Annotated in this window: 21 protein-coding genes and 3 pseudogenes; 5 read left to right on the forward strand and 19 right to left on the reverse strand. The window is 30.5% G+C overall.

Annotated features, from left to right (window positions below):
• The 4 genes and pseudogenes from N4A55_RS03630 to N4A55_RS03645 all read left to right on the forward strand — a co-directional run.
• A pseudogene (locus tag N4A55_RS03630) lies at positions 1-1049 on the forward strand (hypothetical protein); the annotation flags it as partial.
• A gap of 4 nt (positions 1050-1053) precedes the next feature.
• Entirely contained in the window at positions 1054-1254 is a 201-nt protein-coding gene (locus tag N4A55_RS03635) for a hypothetical protein (RefSeq protein WP_293754144.1), read from the forward strand.
• A 211-nt stretch (positions 1255-1465) separates the two neighbouring features.
• Positions 1466-1969: a hypothetical protein gene (locus N4A55_RS03640; RefSeq protein WP_293754145.1), complete on the forward strand. Its 504-nt coding sequence runs from the start codon at positions 1466-1468 to the stop codon at positions 1967-1969.
• Between the two features lie 51 nt (positions 1970-2020).
• Positions 2021-2359 carry a hypothetical protein gene (locus tag N4A55_RS03645; protein WP_293754146.1) on the forward strand — a complete coding sequence of 113 codons (339 nt, stop codon included), beginning with the start codon at positions 2021-2023 and terminating at the stop codon, positions 2357-2359.
• Positions 2360-2842: 483 nt separating this feature from the next.
• Here the strand turns inward: N4A55_RS03645 and N4A55_RS03650 are convergent, their stop codons facing one another.
• Entirely contained in the window at positions 2843-3013 is a 171-nt protein-coding gene (locus tag N4A55_RS03650; RefSeq protein WP_293754147.1) for a hypothetical protein, read from the reverse strand.
• Between the two features lie 158 nt (positions 3014-3171).
• Here N4A55_RS03650 and N4A55_RS03655 point away from each other — a divergent pair, with 158 nt between their 5' ends.
• Positions 3172-3561 carry a hypothetical protein gene (locus N4A55_RS03655; RefSeq protein ID WP_293754148.1) on the forward strand — a complete coding sequence of 130 codons (390 nt, stop codon included), beginning with the start codon at positions 3172-3174 and terminating at the stop codon, positions 3559-3561.
• Between the two features lie 370 nt (positions 3562-3931).
• On the opposite strand, the gene N4A55_RS03660 is transcribed toward N4A55_RS03655, so the two are convergent.
• The 18 genes and pseudogenes from N4A55_RS03660 to N4A55_RS03745 form a co-directional block, all read right to left on the reverse strand.
• Complete coding sequence (locus tag N4A55_RS03660; RefSeq protein ID WP_293754149.1) at positions 3932-4771, reverse strand: hypothetical protein; 840 nt, start codon at positions 4769-4771, stop codon at positions 3932-3934.
• A gap of 558 nt (positions 4772-5329) precedes the next feature.
• Positions 5330-5806 (reverse strand): annotated as a pseudogene (locus tag N4A55_RS03665) (transposase); the annotation flags it as partial.
• Positions 5773-6336: pseudogene (locus tag N4A55_RS03670) on the reverse strand (IS110 family transposase); the annotation flags it as partial. The pseudogenes N4A55_RS03670 and N4A55_RS03665, both read right to left, overlap by 34 nt.
• A gap of 325 nt (positions 6337-6661) precedes the next feature.
• Complete coding sequence (locus N4A55_RS03675; RefSeq protein WP_293754151.1) at positions 6662-6844, reverse strand: hypothetical protein; 183 nt, start codon at positions 6842-6844, stop codon at positions 6662-6664.
• A gap of 1 nt (position 6845) precedes the next feature.
• Complete coding sequence (locus N4A55_RS03680; protein WP_293754152.1) at positions 6846-7091, reverse strand: hypothetical protein; 246 nt, start codon at positions 7089-7091, stop codon at positions 6846-6848.
• 97 nt (positions 7092-7188) lie between these two features.
• Positions 7189-7467: a hypothetical protein gene (locus tag N4A55_RS03685; protein WP_293754153.1), complete on the reverse strand. Its 279-nt coding sequence runs from the start codon at positions 7465-7467 to the stop codon at positions 7189-7191.
• 43 nt (positions 7468-7510) lie between these two features.
• On the reverse strand, positions 7511-8338 hold the full coding sequence (locus N4A55_RS03690; RefSeq protein ID WP_293754154.1) for a hypothetical protein: 828 nt from the start codon (positions 8336-8338) through the stop codon (positions 7511-7513).
• A gap of 108 nt (positions 8339-8446) precedes the next feature.
• Positions 8447-9976 (reverse strand): GTP pyrophosphokinase, encoded by a 1530-nt coding sequence (locus tag N4A55_RS03695; RefSeq protein WP_293754155.1) that lies wholly within the window; start codon positions 9974-9976, stop codon positions 8447-8449.
• A 371-nt stretch (positions 9977-10347) separates the two neighbouring features.
• Positions 10348-10584 carry a VOC family protein gene (locus tag N4A55_RS03700; RefSeq protein ID WP_293754156.1) on the reverse strand — a complete coding sequence of 79 codons (237 nt, stop codon included), beginning with the start codon at positions 10582-10584 and terminating at the stop codon, positions 10348-10350.
• A 149-nt stretch (positions 10585-10733) separates the two neighbouring features.
• Entirely contained in the window at positions 10734-11261 is a 528-nt protein-coding gene (locus N4A55_RS03705) for a hypothetical protein (protein ID WP_293754157.1), read from the reverse strand.
• A 244-nt stretch (positions 11262-11505) separates the two neighbouring features.
• Entirely contained in the window at positions 11506-16521 is a 5016-nt protein-coding gene (locus N4A55_RS03710) for an S-layer homology domain-containing protein (protein WP_293754158.1), read from the reverse strand.
• Positions 16522-16752: 231 nt separating this feature from the next.
• Positions 16753-18036: a hypothetical protein gene (locus tag N4A55_RS03715; protein ID WP_293754159.1), complete on the reverse strand. Its 1284-nt coding sequence runs from the start codon at positions 18034-18036 to the stop codon at positions 16753-16755.
• Positions 18037-18102: 66 nt separating this feature from the next.
• A complete protein-coding gene (locus N4A55_RS03720; RefSeq protein ID WP_293754160.1) occupies positions 18103-18378 on the reverse strand; it encodes a hypothetical protein in 276 nt (91 codons plus the stop codon).
• Position 18379: 1 nt separating this feature from the next.
• Positions 18380-19906, reverse strand: coding sequence for a hypothetical protein (locus N4A55_RS03725; RefSeq protein WP_293754161.1), 1527 nt, complete (start codon positions 19904-19906; stop codon positions 18380-18382).
• Positions 19903-20994 (reverse strand): vWA domain-containing protein, encoded by a 1092-nt coding sequence (locus N4A55_RS03730; RefSeq protein WP_293754162.1) that lies wholly within the window; start codon positions 20992-20994, stop codon positions 19903-19905. Before N4A55_RS03730 ends, N4A55_RS03725 begins: the two co-directional genes overlap by 4 nt.
• Positions 20987-23239 (reverse strand): DUF5682 family protein, encoded by a 2253-nt coding sequence (locus tag N4A55_RS03735; protein ID WP_293754163.1) that lies wholly within the window; start codon positions 23237-23239, stop codon positions 20987-20989. The genes N4A55_RS03730 and N4A55_RS03735 overlap by 8 nt, the downstream gene beginning before the upstream one ends.
• Positions 23236-24303 (reverse strand): ATP-binding protein, encoded by a 1068-nt coding sequence (locus N4A55_RS03740; RefSeq protein WP_293754164.1) that lies wholly within the window; start codon positions 24301-24303, stop codon positions 23236-23238. The genes N4A55_RS03735 and N4A55_RS03740 overlap by 4 nt, the downstream gene beginning before the upstream one ends.
• Before the next feature lie 20 nt (positions 24304-24323).
• The coding region (locus N4A55_RS03745; RefSeq protein WP_293754165.1) for a DUF4132 domain-containing protein at positions 24324-26881 on the reverse strand (2558 nt) is incomplete at its 5' end.

Consider the following 26881-nt stretch of genomic DNA (forward strand, 5'->3'; position numbering starts at 1 on the left):
ATTACTCAAAGTCAGTAGTTGAAGATGAGAATAAGTTGGATAAAGATGTATTGGATGATTCAGTAATAAGTGCATATATCAAATCAGAGTCAGAGAGTATTTTGGGGAAGGAAAGACATTATTATAATGAGAATAGAATAAGGAAATTGCAACAGTATATTCAAGAAAAAGGATTAAATGTTGATGTAACAGGTCAATTAGATAGAGCTACTTTCCAAGCTTTGCATATGATTGGGATTAATGATTTAATGGAAAATGGGGTTATACAAGAGGATAGTTTTCGGGGGGATGGCTTGAACCTTTATGCCTACGTATCCAATAATCCTATCATGTACGTCGACCCTACAGGGCATGGTAAAGATGGTGTGCAAAATGATGAAGGCGAACAATATAAAGCATTTATTTCTTGGTTAAATGAAGGAGACAACGCTAAAGAATATTTCGGAAGTTTAGCATCAAATGCTAATGCTTTAAGTGAAACGTTGGTTGAAAGTGCTGTAGAGAATGCAGAGATTAATATACAGTTACAATTATCTATATTACGAGTTGAACAAGAACAACGACAAAAAGAAGGACAACTCAGAGCTGCCTTAATGGGCATGGGGGCAAGCTTCGCAAGCTATTTATATACTTTACCTACTCAATCAAGTATAGTTAATATTGGTGATGACCTTATTATTAATCAGGCTGATGATATTGTAGATGATGTTGCAACTCAGGAGAGAAGTAATTTTGCACATAATGTTGCACAATACCAGAAATTAAAAGATTCATTAGCAATTGAAGAAATTCAAAGTGTCGTAAATACAACAAAGCATGGTGCTGAAAGATTACAACAAAGAGGTTTTACACCTGATGATATATCAGCATTAAAATTATCACCTGATAAAATAATGAGTCAAACAGATGGAGCACAGGTTTTTATTAAGAATATTGGTGCAGGTAAATTTAATGTTATAGTTGAAGGCGAAAATGGTGTAGTAACTGCATTAAAGAATATTGGTGAAAAATCGCTTAATAGACTATCAAAAAATTATGGATGGAAGTGATAAAATGAAAAAAAAATATCAGTGCTGTTTTTGTGGTAAAGAAATCAAATCAAATCATATTGATATAACAAGTTTGGTCGTAATTTCAAACTGGGATAAAACAATTGATAATCAACAGGAACAACAATTGTTTTGCCATATGAATTGTCTTAAAGATAAAGTTAATAAGGAAGTACCATTGTATATTGCAGAGATAGTAGATTAAAGGCTCTAAATGTAGATATGAAAAAGATGATGGATAATTCTTATTCACATCTTTTTCATTTTACAAGTATAAAACTGTATAAAACTCTTGGGACATTTTGAGCGACTCACTGGAATTGGTATTATAAGCCACATTACAAAAGGTTAATAACAGAGATAGTTACAGAGGGGACGGTTTAAATCTTTACGCTTATGTTAGCAATAATCCTATCATGTATGTAGACCCAAGTGGACATGGTAAAGATGGTGTTGCTAATAGCCAAGTAGAAATCACATTATATGACCCAGAAGTCTATGAAAATGAAATGAACCGATGGGAATGGTATATGAGAGAAGACCTTGAAAAAGGGGCATATACATCCGTTGCAATGGATTATGTGATGTGGAAGTTAACGCAATTAGGACAACGAAAAGATTATATAACATCACATATTGCGAAAGCAGAATATGAAACTAATGGAACATCACCAGAAGTTACTAAAACTGCATTAGATAGTGCCATTACTTATAATGTAGGAGCTGCTTGTTTTAGCTTAGATAAAATGTATAATGGTGCAAAAGGATTTGTAAAAAATAAAATTAATAGTATAAAAACTAGTGTAACTAATATGAAGTATGAGTATAATATGGCAGAGAACCCTGGTCCTCTTGCAGAAATGCCTGGTAATCCTGCATCAAACTTTGCAGAAGGTAAGTATAATACAATAAAGCTTTAAAAAGATACTATCTTTTATAGAGACGGTAAATCTGGTGGTGGTAAAAATGGATTGGGACAATGGTTTACAGAATCACCAGGTAAATCAGCAATTCAGATTAGGATTGATAATGCTGTAAAGCCACAATGGATAGATCCTAAAACTGGTGTCCTCACTGGAACCTCACCTATCAATTCAAATTATGCAGTAAAGATACCAGCAGGGACAACAATTTATAAAGGTCCAGTCGGATATCAAGGTGGAAGTTATTTAGGTGGACAGAATAATATTCAAATTTATATCAACAAACCGTGGACTATTAAAGGTGTCGAAGTTCTTTCAGAAACACCTCTCCATAAGACAAATTGGCTTACTAAAAATCCATTTTTATCTAACTGTTCTATTAAATAGCTATGGCTTATTGATCCAAAGAAATCAGCAAAATCAAACTCTGCAATAAAAACTCTCGGATATCTTTGTAACTCTAATGAAATATCCTGCACAGCATAATGTGCATTTCTATCATTTCTATATGCATAGGATAATGTACTAAATCTATGTTTATTCTTACTTAACAATCGTTTATACAAATAATTTGATACTGCTGATCTGGAATTTGATATACTGAGATCCAATATAAATAGATTAATACATAGTGCCATATGTATATTGTATACACATGGTGTTCGTTATTACATCGCTATAGGTCTATTTCTTAAGACCATCTTTAGTAGCTTGTGTCACCCCCTGAACTATAACAATTATAAATAAGGTTGCTTCATATGACACAATTATGAAGTCACCTTATATATTAGTACATTAATAAAAATGAAAATCTAATTTCTATTTGCTCTGTGTAGCTTATTCCAATGCTCTAATTGAGCAAAATCTTTCTTAACCTATCATATGCTTTCTTAAGTCATGGTACATAGGATAGTAATCTTCATGATGAGTTAATTTTTCATCATACTCACTTACAATAGTCCCCATTTCTTCTATAATCTTCTTATTGTCGTCAGTATAAAGAGTTGGTACTTTTTGTGTACATTGGTTTCGACAATACACTAAAAATGATCAATCATCTAAAATTCCTAAAATTTTTATTTTATGTCGTGTTAATGTCATATTGGATAATGTTATTAAATATTCAAGCCAAACAAATTAGCTATATTATATAAAATCGCGATTTATTATATAAAAATTAAAAAGAAAGAAGAAAAAGTATGTCAAACAAACGATGGGCTTTAAGAGACGCCGATACCTATTCTACGTTTCAAGCCACTAATAAAATAGGTAAAATTTTCAAACACGAAGAAGTTGAATATCTTAATCAAAAAGTAAATGGATATGCGTATATTGAGTATAATACTTCCCACGGTAAAAAGAGAGCTTGGGTTTATGCTAATAATCTTACAGCTACTAAACCACCAGTTAAAATTATGAAAGATCCTATTTCTCCATCAAAAAATTACACATATCCTAATCATAAAGATTATGCAGTAGCAAAAGGAACACCTGTATATGCAATGTGTGATGGAACATTTACATTTGGGTATTATTATGGAAAATTAAAAAAAGATAGTCCAGTTTCATACATCAGTTTAGGTCGCTGATTCAGATTAACTCCTGATTCTGGTTGGAAAACTTCAGATGGAAGAACAGCTTCATATATTGAATATGGTCATTTATCAGAACTTAATGGATATTCAACACCAGATTATGTCGAGAGATGTGCATATTCATCATATGGTAAGTGTGTTGAAAAAAATATTGTAACTTTAGGCACTAAACATGTAAAATGCGGAGAACTTATTGGATATTCTGGTAATTCTGGAAATACATTAGGAGCCAATGGTCAGCACCTACATATTTTACTTAAGTAATTTATATAGCACCCTAAACATTGTGTAAAATATTTTATACTAATATTAAAAATGATAGGCTATTTACTAATTTAGTGAATAGCCTTCTATCAAAAATTAATTAATATCTTATTATATCACATGATTTATATTGAAAAGGGAAATCAGTATTATCCGTTAAGATAAATTGTATAGTGATAATTTCTGTCATATCTAATGTCTCATGATAGTTTTTGTTTAGAAAAATGTTTAGCAATGTCTGATTAAATTCTTTTGTCTGTAAACAGTCTTTAGTTCCAGCGGCGTCTCTAATAGCTTTTATATTTGCAGAAGCAATCTCATATGGGTCTGCTGCTTCTACTTCTCCCAAAATTAATCTATCAAATGTTGCCGTATAAAGTCCATTTTTATCCTTAGAAATACTTGTCAACCGATGATATCCAGTTCTTATTGTGTCTCCAGGTTTATAGGTATAATTACCGTTAGAATATTCAAGATACAATGATTCTTTATCTTGATATTTAAGTTCACCATAAAATTGATTTACTGTATTTCTAAAATTTTCTTTAGTAAGCTCTGCAACATAATTATGATATTGGGCAAAATTATGATATATATAAAATGTTAGTTGATCCCAGTCAGGTTGGTTTGATGAATTAAATGTAGGTAACTCTGTTAATTCAAAAGAATGTAAAGTATCATATTCAAAAAAATACCTAATTAGATTATCGGACAATTCTAGTTTATCAGTAGTAAGTAAGTTAACTAAATCGTTATTTTTTGTCATAGGTATTGTGTCTATATTTGCCTTTTCTGAAATATTTTCTGATTGTTGGTAATCTGTAGGATATGATTCTTGTGGCGAATTAATTTGATTATTGGTTTCATTTTTTAAAGATTCACATGAACATAAAACTAAAACAATCGTTATAATAGTAAAAGTAACTTTTAGTGTTCTCATTTTTTATACTCTCCCTTATACTTATATAGTAGGTATGACATTATTTATGAAAATATTTTTTTATTATATTTAGCTATATACCTTGATAAATAATGTTAAATTGCAAAATATTACTATTTGTTAAAAATTATTATAACATTTATCCTTTAAATATTAAAGGTTTGTTTGCCAGTACTAAAAAAGAGTTTCGGTATATGATAATTCTTTTATAAAGTGTGTAGCTAAGCAAAAATAAACTACAGTGGGTAATGAATTATTGCACACACAAACGAATTATTTTATGATTTCAAGGTTATTTTGCATATGTTATTCACATTGGCTCATTTTATAATTATATTTTCAGAATCATATATTACTCTTGCAGTATGTCCACTTGAATCTGAAAATGATTGGGTTATTATGACAATACGTAACACTGTCAAAGATTCAAGATATGTCATCCCCTCCACATACAGGGTGATTACTAAGCAAAAACAGAATTTCGTCCCCTTGGTCAGACTTAACCAATTCTTATTTTGCTGTTTTCAAAAATGATATTTCTAATTGACAATAATTATATCATATTTTCTTATAAGGTACATAAGCTGTCTTATTTTTCATCATGCCATAAATAATCCTTACAAGTCTTCTTTGAATACAAACCAATGCTTGTGGCTTGCTCTTTCCTTCTGATATCTTCCTAACAAAATACTCATGAAAAACCTTATTTCGTGGTGTACCATTTTTAGATACTTGTATCATTTGAATAGCTAAAAAGTAGAAAATACTATTCAATATCCTGTTACCTTGACGACTCCTTTTATCCTCACCCTTACCAGCAGATGAAAATTTAACAGGTGATATCCCTGCAAAACTGGCTAACTTATCAGCAGTAGGAAAGCGATTAATGTCGCCTATCTCGGATATTAAATGTGATGCTGTGATTAGGTTAATGCCTGTCATGGTATCTAATTGATAGCCTGTTTCATCAATAAGCTGTTGCAACCTACTTTCTATAGTTGCTATATTCTCTTGATTATGTCGAAACTCTGTAATGATATTCTTAATAATATAATCTCGTTCAATCTGATACTGAAGATATTGATACCATCATGGGCAATTAATTCTAAAATCTGTGTTGCCTTTTTCGTAGAACAAGCATTCCGACTAGCACCTCTTAGATCATCAGCTAATGTATCAACATCAACACCTACTAAATGTTGTGGTGATGGGTAATTCTCCCAAAAGTACAAAGCAGTTTTACCACAAATTTGTGAAAAGAACTTCTTATAACTAGGGTATACATGAAGTAACTGGTCATGTAACTGGTGTTGTATAATCATTAATCGTTTATTGATACTATCTCTTCGCTTGGTTAACTGACGAATTGTAAAATAGATATCCTCATGCTTTGCATCAGGCAAAGTATCCACCATATCACGAAGAACCTTAGCAACAGCTAAAGCATCATAACTATCGTTCTTTTTATATGTAGGTGCACTTTTTCTAAACTCATTAGCGAGTGCAGGATTAACAGATTTCACTACATACTTATGACCAACAAGATAAGCAGATAGTGAACGACCAAACCCTTTGGTATTCTTCTATCCGAATAAAGGAGTAAATACTTTCTCATTATGTATGTATATGTAGCGGAGAAAAGATGTTTATCGTTAGGCATCTTTTTTTCTTGTAGAAAAGTCAGCCTAACTCCTAATGAGTTACACTGACTTTTTTGTTATGTGTGGGCTAGTCCTATTTAACGACAGCCCCTAGTCTTTTTGATTTCCATTGCCTTATGTTTTATGTATTTTTCCGATAAATAAAATACCTTCTTTTTCGATACCCCGTCTAACTACAAGGAGAAAAGAGATACTGTTCACTTTATCTTATTACTTTAGGATAGGTGCGTTAATTTTCATTATCTTTAATATCAATATCATGTTTTTCGCAGTATCGTTTTGCCTTATAATCTAGGTATTTATTTCCTATAAAACTTATTGCTAATAATACCCCAGCAATTATTAAAACCAAATAACCAACTTTAAACTTCCATCCAGATATTGGATCATTAAACATTGTATCATTAAACATATTAATTTATCCTCCATTTATCCTTAAGCCTAATGTTAGAATAATCTATTATAGCTTGATAATAATATTCTTTTCTTAAGTTATTTGTTTCTTCATTAGAATAGGTGGTTATAATATTTTCTATTTTAGAGTTATACTTATTCCAATATGATGATTTCTTATTATGTAAGTGATATGTAAAATCATTTATAAACTCTAATGCACTAGGTTCTGTAAAATATTTTATACCACCTTCTAATGCACTCATTCCTACCACTCCTAAAGCATATAATTTATTTGCTTTTATTAATTGAGAATAGTCCCTAAGACTTTCGTACACACCCAATCCAATTGTCGAACCAAAATCATAACCTTTTTGAAATATCTATAGTTATTGGATTTTCCATAAAATTTATTTTCTGATTTAACTTTTGTACATATTTATGATTTAAATCTACTCCTTGTTGAATCAATATATTATTTACTCTATTTTTTGCATCAATACGTAATTGTTTCATTTTTTCTAAATCATATTTATATTTTATTTCCCATTGACTTTCTTCGCTTATAGAATTATTAGTTGATTGTCCATTATAAGAAATCATACCAGTTTTAATATCAAGATGATATTTTGTTCCAATCATACCGTTATCTAATCTATTTAAATTGTTTCTGTCTTATAGTAACTTAAACCAATGTTAGTGTTTTTATTACATATTTATGAGGTGAGATGTCAAATGAGTCTTTAAATATCTCTTTCAAATATGTTTTATTAATATTATGAAGTAGAGCAACTTCCTGTAGATTAATTTTTTTATTCCAATTATCGTCTAAAAAATTCTTTACTTCATATACTCGTTTAATATAGTATTGATCGTATTCTCTTTTTTTTACATCAACATATTTGAAATGATGTATCATACCATGATACATTATTTCTAAAGCTTTTAACTTAATTAAGTAGTTATTATTGTCCTTTACACTCTCTAATAATTCTAAAAATAACTTTTCAAGTCTCAAATCATTCTTATAAACCAATCCTCCATCTATTTTTTTCATATATAAATAATAATCGTTAACAATCTTATCGTCCTTGAAAAAGTTTAGGAAGAACTTTTGAATACACTCATAATATCCAAATATACTTATTGAAACCAAGTTTTTATAGTCTCCATCAAAACTAGAAAACTGATTATTACCTGCAAAATTATATATATCACCTTTTTTAACTATTATAGATTTTTTGTCATTAATATTCATTATGGCATTTCCTTCAATCATTTGATACATAGTGATTATGTCTTTATTAAACTTCACATCAGAATTATCAATATAATTGAAATAGCAATCTGAGTATTCGACAAAAACTCCTTCTTCAATTGTAATGAAAACTATTTTACCTTTACCATATTGTTTGTTTACTATACATTCTATTATATCTCCTGTTACACTTTTGATATCATATAATTTAAATAACATGGGATCATTAATGACTTGTTGATTATTATTTATCATTTTTAACCTCTTATAATTTAGCATTTAATTATGGAATAACTCCTATTGTGAAGTATTGAACTTATTCATCCAGATAACCACTAATTTTTGTTTATCTATATTTATTATTTATAGTTTGAAAAGTTTCAAGGCTTTATCCGCCTCTATCAAAGATAGAGATTCTAATTCATGAGTATATCCAAGTATATCTTCGCTGATTTCTATTATACTTGATTCTTTCTTAGCTTTTTTCAAGAATCTCTTTACTTTTGATATTTCAATTTTATAATCAAATATAGATAAAATCTTCACCTGAAAATATTCCAGATATATTTCTTTATATTCTAACCAATCTTCATAGTTTTGAATATTTTTACATATTAGTCCAACTATATATCGTAGTGTATGATTTATATCTTCTATGCTTGTATCGTAAATGAACTTTATAGAATCAATCTTCTTAAAAGTATATACAATTGTTTCTAATAAATTTTCTATCATCTCTTCAGCTTGTTTTTCTTCAAATAACACATATAATTTTGATAGACTTCGATTTTTACTGAATCTCTCCTTTATAAATTGAATGAATGTTTCAAAATCCTCAACATTATTACCAAGCTCTATTTCAAATAATACTCTAAAAAAGATGTTCCATTGAAAATCACTGTTAATTGAAGCAATGATAGTTTCTCCCATAACTCTAGAGAATTTATCTTCTAATTTTATTTCCCTTTCAAATACTATCTCATGAGTAAAATCAATCTCATTCTCACTTATATCATTTAGTCTTGAAAATGTTTTTACCAGTGTCTTATTATAATCGTCCAAGTTTTCTGCATGATTAGACCTAAAGATATATTTCATAATTGTATCACATGATTTTCTAAAATCAACAATGAAACCAATACTATTCTTTATTCTTATTGAAAAGATATCATAAATCATTTTTGCTAAGGTTCTTTCAATTTGATTTTTTCTAACTGATGGACTGATTGTATTTAGTTGTTTAAATTGATCATCAATAATATGTAACTGTTTATCTATCATGGAAAGGTTTTCGTTTATAGATCCCATGATATCTTTAAAAAAACTGTCCCATATAGTGTAATTATTGTTTTTATATATTATCTTATGTTCTATTTCTCCCCAAAACACATTAACAAGGGATTTTATTTGAAGTTCAAAATTAAATAATTCATCATCATATTCATAGACCCCATCTATTCTATATATTTCAAAACCATTTTTTTGTTTTTGGGGCTGTGGTTCATCTAATTCCAGTCTAATATTTTTATTAAGTGAATTATAGTAATATCCATCTGAGTGGCACATACTAAAACATCTCTTCAATACTTCATATGTTTTATATTCATCTTCAATAAATCTACACTCTATTCTTATACCAATTAAGTCTGATAGATTAGAAATAAATTCTTGTGATGAATCATATTCCTTATAGGAATTATTTCTGATAATCTTTTCTTTTAAACTTGGAACTGATTTTACTCTTCTATTAATGTTCAAGTAACCATCAGTACTTACCTCTAATAAATCTTTTAGAAAAACTTTTATTTCATTGGATGCTATAGCCAAATCATCTGCTTTAGTCTCTAAATAATTTGTCACATTATGTATAAATCCAAATAGCTTTAATTCCATAATTCCTCCTATGTATTACTAAGTGTTTTATCCTATTTTATGCTTGTTGTTTTTGTCTATTATAAAATTATTTATTCCATTTTAAACTTGTGTTACTATTAGTTAGTTTTTATGTTTTTTGTAAGAATAGTGTATTCTTTCCCCTTACTTTTTATTATACAGTATAAACAATCAGTCAACCATATTTTTTTATATAAAATCCATTAAAGCAAAAAATATGTCCTTTATACCTTGTTCTACTACGCCCTGATACAGCCAGCCGCTACCTCTGATTTTTATAAAAAAAGGACACGATATGAGTCATCTTGTCCTTCATAGTATTCCTATTCATTTTCTATGGCAACCCCGATCAATCCTTCTTTGGAATTATTTCATGTATTAAGTCTATCTACAAAAGCTTTTTTATCTATAAATGAAAATATTTTCTTTACAAAGGAAGGCATAACTGTATTATGTAATAATTCAAGATGTGGTCCTTCTGCAAAATATATTAAGGCATTATAAGAATTTTTATTTTTACCATATTCAACTGTAAAACCTTTATTAGTATATTCTTTTACAGCCTCATCCAAGTTATTAACTTTATATATAATATGTCCTAACTTCATTTTTTATTCTTCCTTTCCTTATCTGAATCATCTATTCTGCATTTTTTGGTAATTTTCCCATGACCTCTTTAAATGCACTGGAGAACTTACTAAGATTGGTATAACCAACCATCAGACCTACGTCAGCAATGGAAATGAGGATAACATCTTTAAAATCTTAACGAATTCAACTTAATTATTATTTTTTTCCATTCTTTAACAAGTAACCTATTGTAGTCTACTTCATATGTATTCATATAATTTTCTAAATATTTATAGGATACTTTATGTTCTATCAATATTTCTTCTATCATTTTTTGTATCCTTAAGATTTTGGAGTGATCAAAGTGTTTTAAATCATCATGTAGTGTTCCTACCAATCTATTATCAAATGTATTTTTCTTACCTATAACACCTGACATTCCATATGCTCTACATATCTCATTATACTCATCATACATTTCAAAACTAAGCTTATAAATTTTTTTGTCCCTATCTTCTTGTATGTTGTCTTCTTCTAACCACTCAATGATTGCAAAATTATTCATTGCAAAACCCCATGATTCAGTTGTAATATTAGAATCAACATAACTTTTTAAATGATTATATTTCCAGCTTAATACTATTAACAATATACTTAGAATTACTATTAAAATAGATGAAATCTTATTTTTAAAAATGTATCTAATCAACCTCAAACATTCCCCTCCTTAAACCACATTATTACATAAAATACTATCATTTTTTATAATATACTGTGAACTAATTATTTATCTCCTTTTATTAATCTATCAATAATTGTTAACCTTAATTATATTCTATATATCTTTAGATATTAAATGAAATATATAGGGGCGGATGCTTACTGCTATAATATTTATAGTAAATAATAGGTTTAGATTCTGAATTTATTTTTTAATTGTTAATATAAATAAATAATTATTATATCAAATCTGCCTTTTCTAGCATTTTCTTCATAATAACAGCTAGCTCTGCTCTGGTTATATTGGCCTTTGGTAAGAACTGATTTTGATCATTTCGTACTATTAAACCATTTATAGCACAGATTGCTATTGGTTTTTTTGCCCAATCATGAATATCTGCCTTATCCACAAACTTATCAATCTCATTTTGCAATTCTTCATCAGTATATTCTACTTTCATTCCCGCCAATTTCATCGCTCTTAATACTAAAGTGGCTGCTTCTTCTCTTGTGATGCTGTAATCTGGTCTAAAGGTATTATCTGGGTACCCTTTTATCAGTTCATATTCTGCACTAGTTGCTATATAACCAAAGAATTCATCTTCTTTATAAATATCTGTGAAAGAACACTCTCTACCTTTATCCCCTAGTCCTAATGCTTTAACAACGGTTTCTGTAAAAAACAGTCTTGTTAATTCTTGATCTGGGTTAAATGTTGTTTCACTTTCCCCTTCTACTATCATTCTTGCACTCATCTCATTACAGTTATCTTTACAACAATGGTTTTCTAGATCAGAATAAGCTCTAGGGTTCCAAACCACTGTATAAGTTGAATTGGTCAAACTGTTAATCTTGACATAGTATTCTCCATCCACCTTAATGATCTGTGTTGGTACATGACAAGTCGTTCCATCTGGATATATTATTATACCTGTTGTGATTTTAAAAGGATCTACGTCTTTTGGTAGTGCTATGGTTCTTTCTACATAGGCATTAAACTTACTTACATTTACTTTTTTACCTTTATAGCTACAGGTTACTTCAAAGTCTACTGGTGCAACAACTAAATCAAATTTTTCTTTCTTAGCTGTTTTTTCTACTATCTTTACCATTTCCTTTGAAATCTCACCAATCTTTACTTCTACATCAATGTCTTCTAGAGCAATATCTCCTCCTAGTTCATTGGATATCTTATCAATATTGATTTGATTGGCTGGTAAGGTATATGTTGCTTTTTCTGTTTTAATCTCTACAATGGCTTCTTTTTCTTCCATGTTCTTAACCATCTGACCATTGAGTTGTCCTGCCAGGCTTCCTTCTTGAGTGTTTACTGTAATTGTTACCTTTGCTCCCAGTGCTTCTTTTCTAAGCTCTTCTTCTAATTTTTCCTTATCAACAATGACTGTTATAATTTTTCTACCGTTTTTATATTTGGTTTCTATTTTTCCTAAAGAACCTTCTTTTTTACCAACTTCTTTTGATGTATTATTATTATTATTATTGTTACTACTACTAGAATAACCTCCATTTGAAGAACTACTACTTTGACTTTTAGTTGTAAAGCTCCAAGTTGTTTTATTTGACATCCCTGCATAAGCATTTCCTACCTCATCAGTAAATGTATTATTATCTATTTTGACATAATATTTAACTCCATGTACAAGGTTATGAGTAGGATTAATGGTAATCACTTTTTCGTTAATAGCAATATTATTAGATGAAATGTTCTCTACTAAACTATCATCGCTATCTTTATATATCCTAATATTCCCTATACCTTTTATTATGTTTTCATTAAAGGTTATTTCAAGGTTTGAACCGATGGCTATGTTTCCTTCTCCATTACTAGGATTAAGTTTTGTTATTGTTGGGGCATCAATATCCTTGGTTCCGTTTCCTTTTATTACAAAGGTATATGGATTATTATCCATATCGTTATTAGCAATGCATACTGTAGCTGTCTTCTCACCAATGGTGTTTGGGTCAAATTTTATTGTAAAAGTTGTGTTTGCTCCACCGGCTATAATATTTGCAGGTTGATTTACTATAGTAAAGTCTGTATCTCCTGTTATCATTACTATAGGATTATTTGTCAATCTCAAATTATAGTTACCTGTATTTTCAATCCTATATGTTTTCATGACTGTTTGAGCATGGATATCGGCGCTACCAAAGTCCGTATTGTTACTTGTTGTTGGTATAGCGTCTCCATTGGTAATTATGTTATTGTTTGCAAGGATAGACATGTTTACTTCCTCGTCATCTAATGTTATTACCTGCACGGTTTTTGATAATCCGTTATAATCTGAATCAGAACTAGTTGTGGCTATGTCTATACTGCTTGTTATATCACCATCTAACTCCATATCATCTACACTTGCTATCGTCACCTTATGATCCTTATTCCAATCAGCGTTCAGTATTGTTATGGTTGTTTTTGACAAAGATATTTCACTTGTATCTCTTGGGGTTAAGGCTATATTTACATCATTGCCGCCTACTGGTTGGGTGGATAGTCTAATTTTTATTTGATCTGTATCTACTAATCCCTCAGTTACACTTATTCCATTATCTTGTGTTATGACCAAGTTTGGTATGTCGTTATCAATAGTAGTAACAGAAATTGTTTGAGAAGCTACTAAATCAAATATATCATCTGTATTTAGTTGATCTATACTTAGAGTAATACTAGTTGCCTCATCTCCATCTTTTACATCATCATTAACACCTGTTATTGTCACGGTTTGGGCTATATTCCAATTATCTTTTGTAAAGGTCAAGTTAGCATGACTTATTGTTTTTTCTGTGGTATCACTATTCGTTAGGTTAATGACTACATTTGTTTGAGGCTTAGCGTCTAACTGAACGGTAAAGATGTCAGTTGTTGCATCTTCTGATACTAATGTATTACCATCTGTTTCTGTAATAGTAAAACCAGCAATGTCATTATCTATTATGTCAGTATCTATACTACTACTCAAACCATCGTATTTATTATCGCTTTGTCCGTCATCAACGGTTATATTAATTAGGATTGTTTTATCGCCATCTATTATGTAATCATCTATAGCTGTTAATGTTACCGTTTGGGCTACATTCCAATTGTCTTCTGTATAGGTTAGTATAGATTTGTCTACAACTACTTCACCTATATCTGAACTTGCCACATTCAATACTACATTTGATACAGGTTTTGTTGATAGTTCAACTGTAAATTTATCTGTTGTACTACCAGATTCATTGACAAACGAACTACCGTCAGATTCAGTAATAACTAAATTAGCAGTATCATCATCACTTATTTCTGCTGATAATATCTGTACTCCATTTTCTGTGCCATTTATTGCCGATGTTATTTCTATGTCAATGGTTTCTGTATCTTCGTCTATTTTATCATCTATACCAGTGATTATTAGACTACCTTCTGCTTGACCAGCATTGATTGTTATGGCTGTATTTGCAGTATATTCATTGGCTGATGCTGTACCCCCATAACCAAGATTGACGGTTATTTCTTTTCCTGATTTTTCAGATAGTATTGCTTTTATTGTTGCTTGACCACCATCCTCAGCCAATGGACTGTTTTCTAAGGATAATGAAACTGTAGGCTCATCATCATCATCTATGATGGTTACTGTTTTTTGTTGGGTTCCATCTTCTGTTGCATTGGTTACGGATATTATATCTATTATGATACTCTCATTATATTCGTCAATAGCATCTTGCAAGATTGAAAGGGTTGTTGTCTTTTCTGTTTCATTTGCAGGTATGGTTATTTGTGTACTCCCTAATGCATAGTCTAGTGTAGATACTGTTCCGGTTACACCTAGGCCTACTATTATGTCTTTTGTTGTATCTCCCTGTTTCGTTACTGTGACTATACAGTTTTCTGAGTTTTCATTTAGTTCTGTTTTATCTACTTGTAGTGTTATAAGGGGCTTAGGATCATCATCTGTTATACTATATGTTATTCGCTGAGTGCCAGATTCCTTACCATTTGTTACAGAATCAATATCGACAATAATGTTTTCTTGTCCCTCGTAGATAGTATCATTTACCCCTGTAATATTTACTGTACCAAAAGTTTGTCCAGCTTCTATCTCGATGGTTGAAGGTGCTGAATAATCGGTTGAATTTGCTGTTCCACTAAAAGATAGATTAACAGTTGTTTTTTTATCATATGTATTGGATAGAGTTGCTTTAATAGTAGCAGTCCCCCCGTTTTCATAAATAGTTGAATTTGATCCTAATCTTAATGTTACCGTTGGCTTTGGTGTCACATCTAGTGTAGTTGTATAGGATAACTCACTGTCATCTTCTCCATCGTTTACTTTATATATAAAGGATGAGGAATATCCATTGGTATTTATATATTTAAGATTGCCTGCATCTAATTGTGTCTTTGTAATAGTTGCCCCATTAGTTAATATTGTTTCAGAACCATTTATACTATTATTATTGTCGCTATCTAGCCATAACGACCCATTAGCTGGTACGCTTATTATTTTTAGGTAATCCATAGAATTACCATCATCATCTGCATAGCCAAACTGTGATGTGCTAAAAGCATATGCTGTATTCTCATATAGGATTGCGATAAAACTTGATGCTGTTGGTTTATTGTTTATTGCTGCTTCAGTATTACCTTTTAAATTATCTATATTGAAGTAATCTATTTGGAAATGTTTTGCTGAAATAACTAATGTATCAATAACTACATTTCCAAAATTTAATGTTTGATTTCTACCATCACAGGCTTTTGTAACAACTGTATTACCATTTAAAATACCAGTAAATATAATATTTTCACAGTCTTTCTCGTCTGCCCATAATGAATCTAATACCCATGGTTCACCATCTTTTCTAACAATAGTAATTCTTTCAGTAGTATTTGAATTGTATACATCATGCTCGCCACCTGACATGAATCCAATACAAGCTGAATTATCTTTGCCATACTGTTTATGCCATGCTACTGCACTTCCATCTCCATCAGAATTTGCAGTAATCCTAAAAGTAACACCTTGCATAACAAAATCTTTAGATACAGGCTCAGGTGTTTCATCTGAAGAATCACACAAATAAGTTTTCCCAGAATACTCTGCCCATTGAAAATCTTCATTAATATTTCCACCACTAGTTGCATTAACCTCTGTAAAACAAAAACATAATAACATTAAAACCAAAACTAGATATTCTACTCTTATATTTTTCATAATCCTCTTGTACAATGTATTGATACTAAAATAATTCATCAATACTCTCCTTTCTTCTTTCTCTAAACTTGTTTAATAGTTAGATTATACCTTTTTATTTTTCTAATTCTAATCTATCATTATATTGCCCCTTCTCCTCGGTATTAAGTTGTCTATTTCTTGTATTAGAGTCAATAATATCTGAATCGCTATACATCTACGCTTAACTCTCTTGAATCATAGAATAATTTATACTACTATAAGTTATCTTCCTTATAATATCATTTATAGTTATATTGATTGTCTCTCTAATACTTCTATTAGGGCATCTTTCTGATTACTATCTGGTGCTTTGTCAAGAAAATATAGTAGTTCCTCTTTAGCTTCCTTATTACATTTTAGGATATAGTTTAAGCTTTTCATATCATCTTTATGCAGACCTTCAATAACCGATGGATAGATTAATTCATTATATAGTATCTCATAAAACCCTTCGTTAGGCATATTAAAACATTCTTTTTCTTCTAACCACGTATATGTTACTTTAGTCTGTGTATCAAACACCTTTTGTTGTCCATCAAGTATTGAGACTGTGTATATTATGCTTATATTACCTGTCTCTGGTTCATAATCATTCTCTTCAACATCATATTGAAGCCACAAGTTATTTCCACTAAGGAGCATATCCCCATGTGTAGGATAATCAAAGATATTAACTAATTTGTCCTTATAGACTTGAAACAGCCTATTCCCATAACAAGCTACGCCTGTACCATGATTAAAGCACATAGTACCTACCCCATATGCTTTCTGCTTTTCATAATAGCTTGGGATTGGACGGTTATAGACCTTATCTGACCAAGTATGACCAGTAACATATTGTCCCTTTTTGTCATAAATTATTAAAAACTTTGTCCAGTGCTGTCGTCCACTTAAAAGGATATAATCTTTCTCTGATTTCCATTCTTGTTGGTCTAGGAGGATGTAAGGGTCATTCCCTTCATCATCTATATATAGTTTGGATGCTAAATCAAGGAATTCATCTAAGGTTAATTCTTCAAAGCTTCTTTTACTCTTATATATTAAAACATCATCTTCATTAGGAAAAGTGACATCTTGATTTGCATATGGGAAAAAATGGTTTGTATCTTCATAATGATAATATTCTATAATTTTATCCAACATATTCATATTTTCACCTTCAGATTTATTCTTCACTAAGGAATAATTATCAATTAAATCTCCAGTTGAACCAATCAACTTTCTTATAATATCATCGTGATCAATCCACTGTTTTCTAGTACTTTCTAGAGTCAATATCTTGCTAATTTGCTTGATGCCTTCCTCTATTTTTTTGAATTCTATGTCATTAATTCCTAATCTTTGTTTTATTTCTTCATTGCTATACATACCTTCACTATTATATTCCGTAGTGTTTTGTAATGTCTTTTCTTTATTTACATCTGATATATCAGGTATATCAGTGTAATTTACTTGTGTTTCATGTTTATCCATCTCGCCACAACCAGTTATTAATAATTCTAAGAATATCATCAATATTAATATCTTCTTCAACCTATTTCCCCTCCATTACTTTTTCAAAAGCTTTTGCATTATCGCTATTGCCACTATATATAAAGGCTAGACGCAAATCTTTTTCTTCCAGATGCTTTTTTGCATCTCAATTAAAATAAATTCTATACGAACATATATCTTTATATCTTTTGTTTCGACCAGCCTTACTAGCATATGAGATATTTGTACAAATCCAATGTGTCTTAGCTCTTCAATATTTTTTTCTAATTTGCTTTGAAGAGTTTTGTCCATTCTATCTATGTTATTTACACCAAAGCTTGCTATCTCGTCCATATATTGTTTTGTTCTTTTGATTATATCAATTTCTCTGTCTAAAGGCATCTTAATTCTCCCTTAAAATATTTTTTCCCCCGCTGGTCCATATAGCAATTATCTTCCCCTCTATATGGAAATCTTTTCTGCTCAGTTTCACAAGCATATGATCCACCTGTTCTAGAGATTGGAGATAAGATATTGTATTATCATCCTCTTTTCCTTCATATTTAAAGTATACACACACTCCCATAACTCTTATCTCATAACGCTGTACCTCTTCTCTAAATCTGAAATCATAAAAGGGATCAATCTCATCAGAAAGTATGAAGTATTTTTGATCATCTTCTATAAAGTACTCTATTGCTTGAGACATTGATACCTCATAGTTTCTAAGATTAAACTCTTTTTCATCTCCAAAAGAAAGCTTCAGATTAGAGGAGTTTGATATCCTATTTTTATTTTTCATCATAATATTTTTAAGGGTAAAGCTCTTGTCACTCAAAGAACAGGCACTTTTAGTATTTTGGATAAACAATGACATAGATGATATATTTCTAATTTTTTGATTCGTGTTTTTTCTTAGATTTGTTATGTCGTATATCTCTTTATCTTCCGTATTTAAGACCAACATATTCATCAGCTTTGACCCATCCTTTAGATTGACTATATCATATCCTAGTCCATATCCAGAAATCTCACTAATTTCTAATTTGTATTCCATTTTCTTAAATAATTTATATTTCTCATAGTCATCGGCATTTCCTATAAGGATATATGCACTTTGAAGAATATCTATTATTTGACTATTTATACTCTGGGTATTACTATCTATGTCATCATTAACATATCTCTTTATTGTATGTTTTAAGTTTTGCATCTTCTTAAATAGAAAATTATACTTTTCAAGCTTCACTTTTATACTAAGAAACTCTATCTTTTCTATCTCACTTTTCTTTAAAGAATATAATCCTATCCCTATGAGGTTTTCAAAGTATTTAATAACCTCTTTTAATACATTTACATTAGGTATGTTAAATTCAACCTTAATATTGTCTACTTCACTAAGATTCTGAATATATTTTATAGCATATATTACATTTTTTTCTTCATTTTGCTTAAACACTTCATCAATGTTAAAAGGATATGTGAAATTAACATGCTTTTTCTTTCCTAGATCAACCTTCAAAAGCGAACCAACCTCATGGTTTATAGTCATGAATTTATAATCTATGACTACATCGTTTATAGTCTTTTGGGTGCTATACCTTCTAATGTCTCTAGACGTTATTTCGTTTATTGGAGAATAATCTTCAATAGTAAGGGTTAACTCCTCTTTGCCATCTTTTTTGTTTTCCATCATATAAAGATACGCCATTATAACGTGCTTGCAATAATCTGTAGAAGGACAAGTACAGTGAAAGTCTTCCAACTTCCCGTTAAATATTACAGTCTCATTGCTTATTTTAAATTCCCACTCTTTTATCATTAATACTTCTTCTCTATCCATTGACTTCAACGCACGTTTGAACATACCCTTGTTAGTAAGATTTACTATATAATCCTCGTCTATCAACCTTATCTGTTCTCTTATCATTTTAAAGCCCCTTTTATGTAGTTTGCCAACTCCTTAACTGTAACTCCTTCAACGGGTATTCCTATCTTCACAAGCCTCTTTGCAAAGTTTGAATTATAATAAGAGTTAGAATCCTCCTCTATTCCTGTAAATACCAAAGTCTTCACACCTGTATTTTTAACTTCTTGAAACTCTTTTAACATTGAAGTCTCCTCTGAAAACAAATCAGTTATTATCATAAAAATGGTTTTATCAGGTCTTTTTATAAGATTTCTTGAATATGCTAATGCACTAGCTATGTCAGTTCCTCCACCAAGCTGTACATCAAGTAGTATATTTATTGGATCATCCTTAATCTCAGATAAATTAACTATCCTAGTATCGAACAATACTATATTTATGTCTATATCACTTATGTTATAGAATATTGATGATACAATTGCTACATATATTAATGATTTAACCATACTTCCACTACAATCAACTACAAGAACTATGTCCGCTGGTTTATTCTTCGCCTTGTTTGGATAGAAGTATATATCTTCTACATATAATTTTTCTTCCTCTTTGATATAATTTCTAATATTCTTTTCTATAGTCTTTTTTACATCAATAACTTTCGATCTGTTATATTTTGATGAGCTAGATTTGTTTATAGTTCCAACCTTAGACAAATCAATCTCCATCATTAGTTCTTTTTTGATCTCGTTAGCAATCTGCCTTATTTTATATTTTATCTTACTTCTATCTTCTTCTTTTGTATACTCCTTATACATTATCAAGTTTTGAAGAAGATCAATGTCAGCCTTTGCATTTTTCAGGTAGTTATCATCTGCAATTATCTCGTACATCCCGTATGTCTCAAATGCATCCGTCGCAATCTTATTAACTATGTCTTGGTCAAGAATTCTTTGCACATTTTTCAGATTTTTAATGACAATTACACCACTAGATTCCCTTCCATACATCCCTTTTCCATTGGAATATTCGCTATCATATACACTATCTAAAAGCATTTCAACTACAAGGTTATCTTGAGACAAATCCATATTCAAATTTTGCTTAGAGAATTTTCCAAGTATTAATCTCCATTTTTCTAGATTATTCATAATAAATACCTCGCTGTTTCAATCTCTTTAGAGAAAGAATCTCTATATCCCTATTCCTTAAAAACTCTTCCTCACTTATATCAAACTTAACAAGAGGATTTTCAGATGTATCATTTAACTTGGCTATATCTTTACTTAGTCTTATAGTTTCTACAGGTCTTAGCTTTGTAAATATCTTTCTAAAGTTAGGAAGCATTTTGAAGAAATCTTCCGTGTGAAGATCTTCTACAAATTTGTTCAAAATGGTAAGGAACCTGTTGTTACTAAGTAATATCTGATAGTTGTTCAATAGCAAATATGAAAGAAAAAGTGTTGTTCCATTTAGCTGAGTTTCACTCAATACAAAGTTGTTTTTTATTGTTGCTATCATCTCTTCTTCCTTTAAAATTCCCATTATATATAGTATGGAAAGACTTATTCCCTTTAGGGATGTAGTCCATCTTTCGTATAGAAGTATTTTAAGGGTCTCTACAAATAATAGTCTATCAATATTTTCGTTTTTAGATCTATTTATGAATGAGTAGATGTCATTAATGGAGTCTGAAAGCTTAGCCTCGTCTTCAATCCTTAGTTCTTCGAGAGTTTGAAAGGAAACCATAAGCTTTGTATAGATTTCATTAACCAAATCGTCCAGTTTATCATCATGTTTATTTCCAAATGTCTCGTAATAATATGCTGTCTTCGTTATTTCATTAAATGCTGCTGTAATCTCGAATATGTTATTTTCTAGCATCATAATAGACTTTATTGTATTAATAATTTCATCTGTCATACTTTCCACTTGAAGTACTACACAATCTTTAAGACACGATACAGCCTCTGAAAGGGCATGTGACTCCTTTATCTTTAATTGTAGCTTTGATTCTACCGCCATATCAATGCTCTCACCTAAAAATGCTACTTCTATAACAGAAGGCATCACTTTTTCCTTACTCGCCATCTTGTATGTCTGAGTCAAATATTCGTCTATATCTATATTAAATAGGTCTATTCCTTTGACCTTTTGGGCAAATTCTATCTCAAGATATGATAGCTTGTTTAAAAACACACTTCTTTTATATGCACTTCTGTTATTAAATACATTCAGTGTATAAATACTATTAGGCTTGGTGAATTTGTTTTTGAGTAGTTGATTCCTGAAATCTTCTACGATAGGTGGAAGATTTGATATATCATAAACCCGCCCGTATTCATCTCCTATTAAATACATCTTAAAATCTTTAAGTATTCTATTAGTATCAATGTACTGATTAAATTCTGTAAACGCACTTAAAGCTCCATCAAAAAGCTCATATACTCCTGGAAGCTTCTTTTCCCTAAGTGAAGCAAGTCCATATGCCAAATCTAATGCACTTATTATCTTGGAAATAGGCACTTGTTTTTTTGCCTTCTTTGAGTATTTTGTAAGAAGTTCAACAAAAGTGTCCCTAGGATTTAACCCATTTTTCAGAAGTATTTTGTAATAGTATGGATAGTATATTCCTGCACCGTATCCATTAAGACTAGATATATTCTGAACGTTATATGGTATTAAATAATTCTTATTATCCTTAGTAAGCACTTTTCTCCTTCTATCATCTATCTCTATCTCTTTGTTAATTAAGTTGGGAAGGATGACGCTATGAAAACCTCCTGTTATAACAAGTGTTCTTTTCTTTTTATATTCTTTTATTTTCTTCGCCATGTACGATTCCCTAAGATTGTTATAAGGATTTGAAGGACTCAGTTTCCTTGTCACACTACAGTATGTGAGCATCTGTGTCATGTAGTCTTCAATACTTTTTCCAGTGAGTTCTATCTCAAAATATTTTTCGTAGTACTCATCAAAACTTTCAAGTCCACTTATTCTTACCAACTCAGAAATATAGTTAGAATACTCAAAATTTATTTTATGATTTCTTACTACGTCAATATCATATACTGGAAGGTCTATAAACTTAGTTTCTATCTTCTTTCTAAATCCAAGCTCTATGGCTACGTACTCAGGGGATGTGTTAAAAAACGGAAAGTTTACTCCTACCTTTATTTCCTTGTTGTCTATATTTCCGTATATGGAAACAGGCATCTTGGATCTAGCAATGTTTTCTATCAGATGATCTCCATCACTAGGTCCTTCTATCAATATTGTGTCGGGTTTAAACTCTTTTATTGCTATTTTTACAAACTTGGAACTAATAAGGCTATGATGCCTTACTGGGAAAAAAAATATCTCTTCATTTTTAAATTCATTAAGGTCTATTTTCATTTTATCTCAACTCTTGATTCGTATAGTTCACTGTAGATATGACTTTTTTTAGCTCTTTCCTTTACCACCTTTTCAAAGTAATATTTAAGTGCACTAACATCCCCCTCGTCTTCAAAATCAAAGCTATTTATTAAATTTTGTGACACACTTTTAATATTCATATGGCTGTCATTGAAGAATTTGGCATACACTGCACATTCGTGATAAACATTTACGAGTTCTGCCGTTGAAAGATTCTTAGTAGGCTTTTCAAGCTTATCACCATCAACGGACTGTCCATTTCTCATCTCAACAAAAACAGTCGTTAGCATATCTATTACATCTTCATCTATAACTATATCATCTTCAACCTTCTTTACTTGGTTTTTAACAATTTCTTTTTCTATCTTTATATTGTTTACAGGATTTACAACTTCAATATTAAATCTTCTCTTTAATGCACTGCTCATTTCGTTTACTCCTTTATCAAGGGTATTTGCAGTAGCAATTATATTAAATCCCTCTTTTGCGAAAATATAGTTGTTTTCGGAAAGTTCGGGTATCATCATAACTTTATCACTCATTATGGAAATCAACATATCCTGCACTTCTTGAGGAGTTCTCGTTATTTCCTCGAATCTCACAAGAGTTCCATCCATCATGGACTTCATTACAGGAGATTTGATAAGTGATTTCCTACTTGGACCATTTGCAATCAAAAGTGCATAGTTCCACGAATATTTAAGATCGGCTTCACTTGTACCTGCATTTCCCTGTATAGTGTTAAGAGAGTTATTGCATATTGCTACACTTAATAGTTCGCTAAGCATAGTTTTTGCAGTTCCTGGAACTCCAATTAAAAGAAGTCCCCTGTTGGTAGCCAGTGTAACTATAGAACGTTCTACGACCTTATCGTTTCCATATATCTTCTTGCTTATTTTTAACTCATTATCTCCAAGTATAAATTTTCTTACTGATTTCGGAGACATCTGCCAGCCTAAAGGACATGTATTGGTTTCATTTTCTATAAGTTTTTTTATCTCGTCTTCATAGATTTTTTCTACAGGAAGTTTTTGAATTTCCATTTTATTCACCTTTTCGTGATTTATTTTATGCATATTGCTCTAAGCTGTGATATAACAGCATTTAGAAACTTAGGTTCCACCTGGCAAAGTTTTGCAACGTTTGAAGAATTTATATCATCATATATATAGCTTCCTCTATTTATAACTCCCCTTTTGTAGAATCTGAGATTCTTAACAGTAATACTTTCGTCTCCCATTCCTATATACAAAAATTCTGCGTCTATCTGAGCTCCATATTCAAGTTCCTCAAATTCCAAATACAGTCCATCGTATCCTCCTCCGTCTACTATAGAAGTTTTATACCATTCTTGTTTTTCTAGCTTCGAAACAAGGCTTATTGCTGGCATCTTAATCCCATTAAATTCTTCGTATATGGTATTGTTCATTTTTTCTTCTTTTATTTCAACGATCTCTATTTCAAGTTGGTTTATAGGCTGAATTATTTCATTATCTTCTAGGTTTTCCTTCCACAATTCAAGCTCTTCTTTACTTAGATCAATAGGATGTATAAGTCCAAACTCTTCTCCTTTTTGAAGTTCTATTTCTTCGTAGTCTGCATCAGCAAATGTTCCGTCATCCATATATCTAAATGATTTTACAAGCTCATTATTGGAATTATATTTCCCCCATATCAGATTCACAGCGAACGTATTCATTATAGGATTATTTACAAAAACTTTGTTAAATGTCTCCATGTCCCATCTTCTCTCAATAAATATTCCTCGTTCGAGTCTCGTCTTTTGAGATGAGACTATTGTCTTTAGTTGCTTTTTAACTGCTGAAAGATGCTTTTTGGAAGCTTTTGCAATCTCTTCATCATCTGATTTTGCAGGCTTAGGAAGAGTCTTTATAATCTTCCCATCTGGATTTGATAACTGTAAAGTAAGGTCTTTTTTAAGAGTAGCCGTAAATACCCTGTTTCCATAGTCAAGCTTCAATTGTTTGTTCTTATCAAAGTCAAGATTAGGAATAACTAGGTCTGCAAGTTCTTCTTTTGTAAGTCCCATATTCTTAGCAGCTATTAGGAAATACTCAGCAGCTATTCTTTTGACCAACTTGTTTTTGTATTTTCTACTTATAGAATCTAGTTGCATAAGTGCATAATCGCTTTCATGAAAAGCCATCGCTTTAATTCCTTCTGATGCTATAGCACCTCTTTGGTTCTGTGTCCATTCGTCTATTTGTTTCTTGAAATCTACAATGAATGCCTCATCACAATTATATACCGCGAATACCATAGCCATCTTCATTTTGGCAACCGCTCCAAGACCAAACCACTTGTTATACACGTATCTTCCAAGCTCGTTTAAATCCTCTTTATTAAGCCTTGATTTTATTATATTCGCCGTAAGAGGAAGTTCTACGTTAGGACTGATAAGAAATGTAGCTAGGTAGTATTTTAATAACTCTTGAGAAACAACTTTTTTCTCGCCTTCATACCTAACCTCTGGAAGACTTTCAATCTCAAGTTTTGCAATTACTTTGTCCATTTTTTTGGGATTGTAGAACTTTTCAACAATCTTATCAAGGCTGGTATTTTCTATATCCATCATCTGTAACTTATTGTAATCTACTATGTACTCCACTAACTCCTTATTTGCCTTAGGCAGCTTAGACTTTAAAAGCATTTCAAGTTGTTGGTTATACTGAGTTCTTCCCATGAAGAATTCTCTTGATACTTTCTGGATGCTTTTATATTTGTTTTTTAGTCCGTTAAGAGCAACTTCCAAGTCTTTTGATTCTTTTTCATAGTAGTATTTCATAAATACCGTCTCATATACGGAATCTTCCAGTTGGTTTTGAAGTCTTTCCTTGTATTTTTTGATATCTAAATCCAGATATTCAAAATATGAGCTTTTTGTATCTCCACTAAAAGCATAGTTTGTTTCAATACTAGAAAGAAGTCTGTCTTCATTTGATCCTTGATCTATCAAATCTTTTATCTTATTCTTATCATTTCCTCTTGCATAAATATATTTTTTAATTAACCTATAATCAATTACCCTAAAAAGCATGTAGTTTGTAGCTATGTTACTTATCCCAAACATAACTGAACACGCTAAATCCATCTGGTCATAGTATCTCTGGTTAGCAAAATATTTGTGATATAATCTATTCTCTTTTTTTCTTTTTCCAATTATTATATCTCCTACTATAGGAGCATTATTTTTCATATCATTTTCTTCTGTTAGAAGTCTTTTCAGTTTTGATTCAAAGTCTTCAACATATTTACCATTTTCTTTAGATTGCTTTATAAGAATAGAATATAGTATTAGCGAATTAGCTATTTCCTTAGTGTTTTCAAATAAGAATATTGCTTCAATTAGTTTTTGGTACTGATATTTTGAAAATCTTATCTTTTCAAGGTCTATATGGTGACTAAAAGGTCTAATTATCATTGATGTTGATATTTCCCCAAGACACGTTTTTGATATTCCAAACTTGGAACTCATATAGTTATATTCATCCATATAGAAATCTTCTCTTGCTTCGTCCTTCACTATATCTGAAAGTATATATAACTTTTCATGTGCTACTACAAAGGCTTTATCTGCATGGGTACATTCTTCTATTCTTC

The organism is Vallitalea sp., assembly GCF_025211055.1.
GTDB lineage: Bacteria > Bacillota > Clostridia > Lachnospirales > Vallitaleaceae > Vallitalea.

What these genes read in the sequence shown, in the direction of transcription:
- N4A55_RS03740 (WP_293754164.1), bottom strand. Translation starts at nt 24,303, where the DNA reads ATGGAAATTCAAAAACTTCCTGTAGAAAAAATCTATGAAGACGAGATA.
- N4A55_RS03685 (WP_293754153.1), bottom strand. Translation starts at nt 7,467, where the DNA reads ATGATTGGAACAAAATATCATCTTGATATTAAAACTGGTATGATTTCT.
- N4A55_RS03700 (WP_293754156.1), bottom strand. Translation starts at nt 10,584, where the DNA reads ATGAAGTTAGGACATATTATATATAAAGTTAATAACTTGGATGAGGCT.
- N4A55_RS03660 (WP_293754149.1), bottom strand. Translation starts at nt 4,771, where the DNA reads ATGAGAACACTAAAAGTTACTTTTACTATTATAACGATTGTTTTAGTT.
- N4A55_RS03640 (WP_293754145.1), top strand. Translation starts at nt 1,466, where the DNA reads ATGTATGTAGACCCAAGTGGACATGGTAAAGATGGTGTTGCTAATAGC.
- N4A55_RS03710 (WP_293754158.1), bottom strand. Translation starts at nt 16,521, where the DNA reads ATGAATTATTTTAGTATCAATACATTGTACAAGAGGATTATGAAAAAT.
- N4A55_RS03675 (WP_293754151.1), bottom strand. Translation starts at nt 6,844, where the DNA reads ATGTTTAATGATACAATGTTTAATGATCCAATATCTGGATGGAAGTTT.
- N4A55_RS03735 (WP_293754163.1), bottom strand. Translation starts at nt 23,239, where the DNA reads ATGAAAATAGACCTTAATGAATTTAAAAATGAAGAGATATTTTTTTTC.
- N4A55_RS03725 (WP_293754161.1), bottom strand. Translation starts at nt 19,906, where the DNA reads ATGATAAGAGAACAGATAAGGTTGATAGACGAGGATTATATAGTAAAT.
- N4A55_RS03655 (WP_293754148.1), top strand. Translation starts at nt 3,172, where the DNA reads ATGTCAAACAAACGATGGGCTTTAAGAGACGCCGATACCTATTCTACG.
- N4A55_RS03695 (WP_293754155.1), bottom strand. Translation starts at nt 9,976, where the DNA reads ATGGAATTAAAGCTATTTGGATTTATACATAATGTGACAAATTATTTA.
- N4A55_RS03635 (WP_293754144.1), top strand. Translation starts at nt 1,054, where the DNA reads ATGAAAAAAAAATATCAGTGCTGTTTTTGTGGTAAAGAAATCAAATCA.
- N4A55_RS03690 (WP_293754154.1), bottom strand. Translation starts at nt 8,338, where the DNA reads ATGATAAATAATAATCAACAAGTCATTAATGATCCCATGTTATTTAAA.
- N4A55_RS03720 (WP_293754160.1), bottom strand. Translation starts at nt 18,378, where the DNA reads ATGCCTTTAGACAGAGAAATTGATATAATCAAAAGAACAAAACAATAT.
- N4A55_RS03730 (WP_293754162.1), bottom strand. Translation starts at nt 20,994, where the DNA reads ATGAATAATCTAGAAAAATGGAGATTAATACTTGGAAAATTCTCTAAG.
- N4A55_RS03680 (WP_293754152.1), bottom strand. Translation starts at nt 7,091, where the DNA reads ATGAGTGCATTAGAAGGTGGTATAAAATATTTTACAGAACCTAGTGCA.